At 33.1% G+C, this 7,089-nt stretch carries 8 protein-coding genes; 2 read left to right on the top strand and 6 right to left on the bottom strand.

From position 1 onward, the window contains the following. The first annotated feature begins 14 nt into the window (after positions 1-14). The gene (locus FTV03_RS16560; protein WP_180042263.1) at positions 15-317 is read left to right on the top strand and encodes a hypothetical protein; all 303 of its coding nucleotides are present in this window, start codon (positions 15-17) and stop codon (positions 315-317) included. A gap of 55 nt (positions 318-372) precedes the next feature. Here the strand turns inward: FTV03_RS16560 and FTV03_RS16555 are convergent, their stop codons facing one another. Beyond that, positions 373-663, bottom strand: a complete 291-nt coding sequence (locus FTV03_RS16555; protein WP_180042262.1) for a hypothetical protein — start codon at positions 661-663, stop codon at positions 373-375. 14 nt (positions 664-677) lie between these two features. Next, positions 678-1,667 (bottom strand): MamI family restriction endonuclease, encoded by a 990-nt coding sequence (locus FTV03_RS16550; RefSeq protein ID WP_180042261.1) that lies wholly within the window; start codon positions 1,665-1,667, stop codon positions 678-680. Between the two features lie 114 nt (positions 1,668-1,781). On the opposite strand from FTV03_RS16550, the gene FTV03_RS16545 reads away from it, so the two are divergent. Beyond that, complete coding sequence (locus FTV03_RS16545; RefSeq protein ID WP_180042260.1) at positions 1,782-1,994, top strand: helix-turn-helix domain-containing protein; 213 nt, start codon at positions 1,782-1,784, stop codon at positions 1,992-1,994. Here FTV03_RS16545 and FTV03_RS16540 read toward each other — a convergent pair. The 4 genes from FTV03_RS16540 to mobQ all read right to left on the bottom strand — a co-directional run bounded on the left by FTV03_RS16540 (position 1,991) and on the right by mobQ (position 6,812). Next, on the bottom strand, positions 1,991-2,905 hold the full coding sequence (locus FTV03_RS16540; RefSeq protein ID WP_180042258.1) for a site-specific DNA-methyltransferase: 915 nt from the start codon (positions 2,903-2,905) through the stop codon (positions 1,991-1,993). The genes FTV03_RS16545 and FTV03_RS16540 overlap by 4 nt on opposite strands. A 329-nt stretch (positions 2,906-3,234) precedes the next feature. Further along, the gene (locus tag FTV03_RS16535) at positions 3,235-3,522 is read right to left on the bottom strand and encodes a hypothetical protein (protein ID WP_120376113.1); all 288 of its coding nucleotides are present in this window, start codon (positions 3,520-3,522) and stop codon (positions 3,235-3,237) included. Continuing rightward, on the bottom strand, positions 3,519-4,463 hold the full coding sequence (locus FTV03_RS16530; RefSeq protein WP_120376114.1) for a replication initiation protein: 945 nt from the start codon (positions 4,461-4,463) through the stop codon (positions 3,519-3,521). Before FTV03_RS16530 ends, FTV03_RS16535 begins: the two co-directional genes overlap by 4 nt. 702 nt (positions 4,464-5,165) lie before the next feature. Then, positions 5,166-6,812, bottom strand: a complete 1,647-nt coding sequence (gene mobQ / locus FTV03_RS16525) for a MobQ family relaxase (RefSeq protein WP_180042256.1) — start codon at positions 6,810-6,812, stop codon at positions 5,166-5,168. Positions 6,813-7,089: the final 277 nt, after the last annotated feature.

The following is a 7,089-nucleotide window of genomic DNA, read 5'->3' as shown; positions in this document are numbered from 1 at the left end:
GATACGGTGATGGTATGAGTGTTGATAATTTAGAGCAAAAAATTGCAAAGCAAGAAGAACGCTTAAGACAGCTAAAAGAACAGAAAAAAGCTGCCATTGCACGTGAAAAAAAGAAAGTTTCTGATCAGCAACGTAAAGATGATACTAGACGCAAAATCCTACTGGGTGCTTGGGCGCTGAACAAGTTAAAAAATAATGAATCTTTTAAGCAGCAATTAACCGATTTTGAGCAATTTTTAAATACGGAAAATAAGACCGAAGAAAATAGGCAGAAAGATAAAGATCTTTTTAATGGATTTATTTGGGATAAGACCTAAATTTCGCATAAGAGATTTTATGTTAAAAAAAGCCAGTACATAGTACTGGCTTTTTTTAGTTTACAGAATTTTCAAGAATAGTTCTGAAAATACCACTAACTCCTCCAAAAGCTACAGACCGCTTTTGAAGTGCAGAGTAAAGATCTTCATCTATTTTTAAGCTAACACGTTTTTCCTTAGAAATTCTTTTTTCAGGATGGGGTGTTAAAGAAATTTCATGTTTAACAAATTTAGTCGCCTGATCTTTTAAATACTTACTAATACCTCCATTAGGTGTAAATATTTCCTTTGCTTGGCTATGTAGCTTCTCATCAACACGAAAGCTGATTTGAGTCGAATTAGTCATATAGTTGAACCGAATTAATATCTTCGACGATTATACTCTGGGATAGTGAAGGTCGTGTCCCCTCTTAATGGTAAAAATGCTCTTGTTTGTTCATTTATTGTGGAACACTTCTTCAAAATTTCTAGTGGATCATCAGGTATATCACCACAATTACAAATTAAATTGCTTTTTAATATATCTACAGGAACTGTTTGGGATAGATGGATTAGTTCATTTTTGTCCAATAACTCAATTGGCATTAAGAGAGATTGAAGATTTGACCTATCTTTATGAGGTTCAATAAACGTATTAATTGTAATTTTAGGATTATTTATAGAATCTGTAACTGTAGCTGAAAATGTTTTAATTGGGTTACACAGATAAAATTGATAGCTATGAGGCCAAAAATTTTTAGGAGCCGGGGTTTTATTAGCATCATTTGCTTTATGAGTACCATAAATATTTTCATAGTAATTTCTCATAATTTGTTTAAATCTAGAACATCTAGGAGAGTTATTCCATATTTCAAAAATTTCAAAACGAATATCGTCAAATGATCCTTGTGAGAAATAAGGGTAATCAGCTAATACTAGAACTATTCTATTTACATCTTCAGTTAGTACTTTTAAATCATTTTCAGACCGAATAGTAAACAACCATTTAGAATCATTTTTTCTACTTATTTGATTTCCTCCACATAAACTACAACTAGTTTCTATTCTTAGTACTTTGTTTTTACATCTCTTATTCTTGCATTCATCTACTTGATCAACCCTTGAACAAGATTTGATTTCAGATCCATCAATCAAATCATTGCCCCTAGCTCCAGTTCTCTCACCTGGCATACCAGTAATTAACGATACTAAATGTTGACCTGGGTAGCCGACTTTCATATTTGGTGTTTGTTGAGTAAGCCTAGACCATTCGACAGCTCTTTTTCTAGGAGCAATAAATAAATCTGAAAGTAGTTGAGGAACGTAATCAATACCATTAGGAATAGAAATTAAACGTGTATCAGGTTGCATATTGATTTCTATAAATAAAAAAAGAATATCAATATCTTAGTAGAATAATTTTATTATATATTTTTAAGATAGCATCTTGTACTATTTAGAGTAACATATTTAGGTTGTATATAGATGTTATCTAAAGCAATTGGATCTCGTATCCAAGTATTGCGAATGAGAAAGAAATTAACTCAAGTGGAATTAGCAAAATTAGCAAAGGTACATCGTAGTTATCTTGCTGCTGTTGAAACTGGAGATCGAAATATCAGCTTGGAAAGTTTAGACAAAATAATCCATGCTTTAGACATGGATTATGATGATTTTTTTCAAGGACTTAATCATTAATTAAGTTCAAAGATATGATTTTTAATATCAGTATGTGCTTTGATCCTTGAAAGAGATTTTTGATAGTATTCAGGATCCATCTCAAAACCTAAATAGTTTCGTCCATTCTGTAGACATGATATAGCTGTTGTAGCACTACCCATAAATGGATCTAACACTAAATCATTCTTGTTACTACTAGCTAAAACCAATCTATTAATAAGTTCGAGAGGTTTTTGCGTTGGATGAATGCGACTTCTACGTTCTTTATAAAAATCAATATCATCCCATACATCTGTAAAGCCTAATTGGGCGTTAAAAGTGATAGATAACTTTTCATATGGATATGAAAAATCTAAGATATTTTCTAATTTATTCCATAGCTCAAGAGTTGGTAATTGTTCACATATATTTTTACCAGTATAAATGCTCCACATACCCCCACCGTTAGATTTAACACCTAATAGTTCATTGATTTCTTTGGATTTTAAACCTTTCTTTTTTTGATGTTGCTTTAATAGTTCTCTAACGAATGGCTTAGAATCCTTGTAAAGAAATAGAATACTTTCAGTCACATTTGGGAACATCTTATAATTTTTAGTTGCTCTTCCTGAAACTGCTTGAATTCCTTTGTTAAGAATAATCTGCTGACGTAATTTTAAACCTAAATTCTCTAAATGAGGTAACAGATAAGAAAGTAAACGGAAATATCCAAATAGATAAAAGCTTCCGCCTTTTCTTAAACACCTATTAGCTTCTTTAAACCATAGTTTAGACCACTCGATGTAATCTTCTTCTGTTCTCCAAAGGTAATCCCATTTTTCTCCTACGACTTTGAAATAAGGAGGATCTGCAATGATTAGATCTATGGATTCATCTGGAACATTTTTAAAACCATCGAGACAGTCTACGTTTAATATTTGATTCGTCATAATAACTAGGGGTTGTAACTTATAAGTAACACTTTAACATAAAATAAAACCCTTATAAAAGGGTTTTATTTTATTTAAAGCAATCTTGAATGAAATCACTCTTAACATGACTGATTATATCTAGTTTAAAAAAAAATTCTATTTAGATCTTCTACAATTAACATAATACACCTTATACGAAATGCTTTATAATTATCCTTATAATTCAACGCTGTAGTTCCTAGTTGATAGCCCGAGTTTCCATGACCGGGCTTTTTTTATGATTTTTCATGTTCCACGCCTAATGTTTAATCAATGTTTCACAGTTTTAATTAAATAAACTGAATAATTTAGTCAGTATGATTTAAGCGTTCGTCTTGAATAAGATCATCTAATTCATCTTCTAAATCTTCAATCTTACTATTGAGAGATAAAATAGAGTTTTTTAAACGTTCATTTTCAGGAACGCCAGGATGTTTTAATTTTTTAAAAATCTCCAATAATTCGCTGCGATGAGTGCGTAACCTTTCAATGTCATTTTCAAGAGCTATCCTTGGCGTCCAGAGTGCAAGTAAACTTTGCTCATAGTCTTTGAGTTCTTCACAACTCATTGAAGCTAATTCAGCTGTAGTTCTCATGGTTTAAAATCCGTTTTGCTATGCAGAGATTTAAAAATCCGCTTTGCTGTTTCTTCTCTTACGCTTTTAGGATCTCGTAAGATGCCACCAATCCAAAGGGCGAAAGTAGGGTAGTCTGGGAAATTACTTAGGTCTGAAAGTTCAGAAAGTTTTGATAGAACCGTACTGTATTTATTAACTTGAGCATCTGACATATTACAGAACATATCTACCGTTTTTGGATCTCGTTCAGGTGCTACTAATTTGGGTTTAGGCTTCTCTTTTACCGTAAATTTAAAACCGACAACGGAACGCCCTTTTTTGACATTTTCATAAGTCAAATTGATATCAGTATTTTCTGTAATTTCATTCAATGAAGGGGTAATTACACGTTTTTTTAAATTGCTAAGATCTTGATAAGATTCTGGTAATCCAAATTCTGTTTTTAGATGCTCTAGTGACATCTCAAAATATCCAATTGTTTGATGTTTTTTTGCTAAATGATAAAAATCAAATGAATAGTCTTTTTTTAGACTGAGGACAATATCTTTTTTATATTTAGTATAGGGATTTAACTTATCAAATTCTTTTAGCATTAAAAGAACTTCATCTGGAAAACAAATAGACACACAACCATCTTCATATCTAGCTCGAATAACCCAATTACAATATGTTTTACGTCCTTTTTCATCTAAGTAACAGAAATAACGTTTAATAAGAGCCTTACTTGCATCTATAAGCGATTTATATGCTGAATGAGTTTTTATATTACATTCTTGAGCAAATTTTTCTGCTGTAATAACTATTGCATCTTTCTCAGTTGCATTTGTTGTTCTCGCTATTGGACTTGCGAGAATTAAAATGCGTTTCTCATCAATACTCATACTTTTAAAGCATTCTTGAATACTGTTCTGCATTACTACCCAAGATGGTGGATATGTTTTTTTATTTTGTTCATTCATAAATTAACTACAGTGTATTTAAGGTACTTTGAATATAGCGTACCTAAATATAGCAATTCGATTATTATTTGACTATTATTTTTGTACTTTTTTAACAATAAAGTACAATTTATTTAATGTACTTAGTTGTCCTCCAAAAGTACTTTTAAAGTCCTCCAAAAGTACTTTTTAAAGTTGATTTTGTCCTCCAAAAGTACTTAGTTGTCCTCCAAAAGTACTTTTTTAAAGTCTGAAAGCATTGCTAGACATGGGCTAGAGGAGGGGCTAAAAGCTTTTAAAAGCTTTTTAAAAGTATAAAAGGGAATTTTGTTCAAATTTGGGCTATAAAAACTGCCCTTGGTACTCGCTAAAGCTCGTACTCTATTGAAGCTCGTTTCTCTCGCTTCGTTGGGGCAGTTTTTTTCTTAACTTATCTAGTATTCAAAAAGCAAAAGCATGAATAATGCATTCGCTTCGCTCATGCTTTTTGAAAAGCAAAAGCCTCATTGTGACGCTCGTAGACACTCGCTAAGCACAATCTACTGTAATTCAGTAAAAACGGTTTATCAGAGGGGGATTAAGCGAACTTTCAATGTGACGCTCGTAGACACTCGCTAAATGCTTTCATTTGCGTTCTAAGCAATTTTATTTTAATCAACTATAGTTTCCCTATATTTTTAGTTAAAGTCGCTAAAAACCCCGTTTTTTTGCTTTTAAATGGGGTTACCAAGGCATGTAGTCAGGATTATTGTCAGGATCTGGTTTTTTGGGTTCATTTTTCTGCTGGTTTTTTGGGTCTTCACGTCTTGAAAATGCTAAAAGGTCGGGTGCTCGTTTTTCTTGCTCATCACGTTGTTCTTGTTCTTCATGCAACTGCTGTTCTCTAGATTCACGATCTTTACGGTCATTTTCGAGCTGTAGAGCTGTTTTTCGGTCAAACTCTTGCTGCACTTCCATTTTAACGCTTTTTGTAAAATCTGCATGCAATTTTTGGATTTTCAGCTCTTCCATATCTTCTGCGTATAGTCGCTTTTGTTTTTCACCATTTTGAGGACTAAAATATTTATTTCCATAATCATCTTCCTCAAATATATAACTATTTCTGATTTCCATGCGTTGAATGCGAATATATTCTTGATATTCATTTTCTCTACGTAATATTTCTGAAAGTTGATGATCTATATTTAAAATTTGATCATTCAGTTTGCGTTGTTTAACTCTAATGTTTGTTTCGTTAAATTTTTCAAAAGACTTTTTAGGCAGGTGCAACTGATTTTCTTCTGTCCATTTATTTAACTGGTTAGAATATCTATCTTTTTTTTCTGTTTCACTAAGACCAGAGATATGCTTTTGGCGATCTAGTTGGGTGTTGTGTTGGTCGATTAGGTCATTGATTTGATTGATCCATTTTGTTTTAAAAAATAAAGGCTCTTTTTTGTGTAGTTCTGATATTTCAGAACTCATTGTGTCTAATTCTGTTGTTAATTTTGATAATTCTTCGTTTTGGAGTTCAGAAAGCTTCTGAGAAATTTTTCCTAAATATTCAGCTTCAGACTGTTGGAATTGAAGTTCACTTCGTACTTTTTGCACAAGATCCTCAGATACGTTGATGTTTTCATCAAGTGCAATGACCTTTTTGATTTCTAAATTACGTCGCTTAATCTCATCATTTTTCAGACTAATCTTTGTAAATATTCCTCGTCTCCGTAGGTATGTGGCTTGAGGACCCTCGTGCTGAGTGGCTTCTAGGTCACTTTCTTGATCTTGATAACTTCTGTGATCGACACGTTCATCAAATCCATTTTGTTCCAGGTGGTGATTGCATAATTCTGCAAATGATTCTCTCCAGTAGCTTACCGTTTCTGTGCCATTATCACGACTGAAGTCTCTATATTTTTTTGCTGAAAAGTCACCATGCTCATTAATACTTCGGGTGGTGAACATGATGTGTGCATGGTAATTGCGTTCATCACTTCCGTTGCTTGTATGCGGTGCATGAATAGCAGCGTCAACGATGACACCGTATTTTTTAACGAGGTCTTGGCAAAGTTCATTAAGCATGTTTTTACGCTGTTCAGCGTTTAACTCACTTGGAAATGCAATCTCAAATTCTCTTGCAAGTAAGGCATCTTTTCTTCGTTCAACTTTTTCGACTTCGTTCCAAAGGATCTGGCGATTGAGTAACTCAGAATTTGTATTATCGGGGGCATAGATTTCTGTAAATTCAACACCAGTTTTTTTTGTATAGTCTTGTTCTTTTCCATAGAAATCACATACCAGTTTTTCACCTGAACGATATGCAGCACAAGCAACGGCTGAACGCCCATTACTTCTACTCATCGTTTTAACTGAAAAATGATATATCGCCATGTTGCTTTTGCTCTTAAATTTGGTTTACCAAATTTCACCAACCTGTATAGGTTGGTCAGGGGATTACAAAGGGGATTTACCCCTTGTCGCACCATTGAACAAAGTTCAATGGCTAAGTGCGCCCTTCGGGAAAACCACGATAGCATGGGATGTCTTGAATTTCAATTCAAACAGACCTATGCTTGAGGGGGATTCCTTGATACGGTGATGGTATGAGTGTTGATAATTTAGAGCAAAAAATTGCAAAGCAAGAAGAACGCTTAAGACAGCTAAAAGA

Source organism: Acinetobacter sp. YH12218 (genome assembly GCF_013417925.1).
Taxonomy (GTDB): Bacteria; Pseudomonadota; Gammaproteobacteria; order Pseudomonadales; family Moraxellaceae; genus Acinetobacter; species Acinetobacter amyesii.
The sequence above is the reverse complement of the archived record's forward strand: the minus strand, read 5'-3'. Positions and strand labels throughout refer to the sequence as shown.

Excerpts from the sequence above, each read along its gene's own strand:
- FTV03_RS16560 (WP_180042263.1), top strand. The coding sequence starts at position 15 with ATGAGTGTTGATAATTTAGAGCAAAAAATTGCAAAGCAAGAAGAACGC.
- FTV03_RS16545 (WP_180042260.1), top strand. The coding sequence starts at position 1,782 with ATGTTATCTAAAGCAATTGGATCTCGTATCCAAGTATTGCGAATGAGA.
- FTV03_RS16535 (WP_120376113.1), bottom strand. The coding sequence starts at position 3,522 with ATGAGAACTACAGCTGAATTAGCTTCAATGAGTTGTGAAGAACTCAAA.
- mobQ (WP_180042256.1), bottom strand. The coding sequence starts at position 6,812 with ATGGCGATATATCATTTTTCAGTTAAAACGATGAGTAGAAGTAATGGG.
- FTV03_RS16555 (WP_180042262.1), bottom strand. The coding sequence starts at position 663 with ATGACTAATTCGACTCAAATCAGCTTTCGTGTTGATGAGAAGCTACAT.
- FTV03_RS16540 (WP_180042258.1), bottom strand. The coding sequence starts at position 2,905 with ATGACGAATCAAATATTAAACGTAGACTGTCTCGATGGTTTTAAAAAT.
- FTV03_RS16530 (WP_120376114.1), bottom strand. The coding sequence starts at position 4,463 with ATGAATGAACAAAATAAAAAAACATATCCACCATCTTGGGTAGTAATG.
- FTV03_RS16550 (WP_180042261.1), bottom strand. The coding sequence starts at position 1,667 with ATGCAACCTGATACACGTTTAATTTCTATTCCTAATGGTATTGATTAC.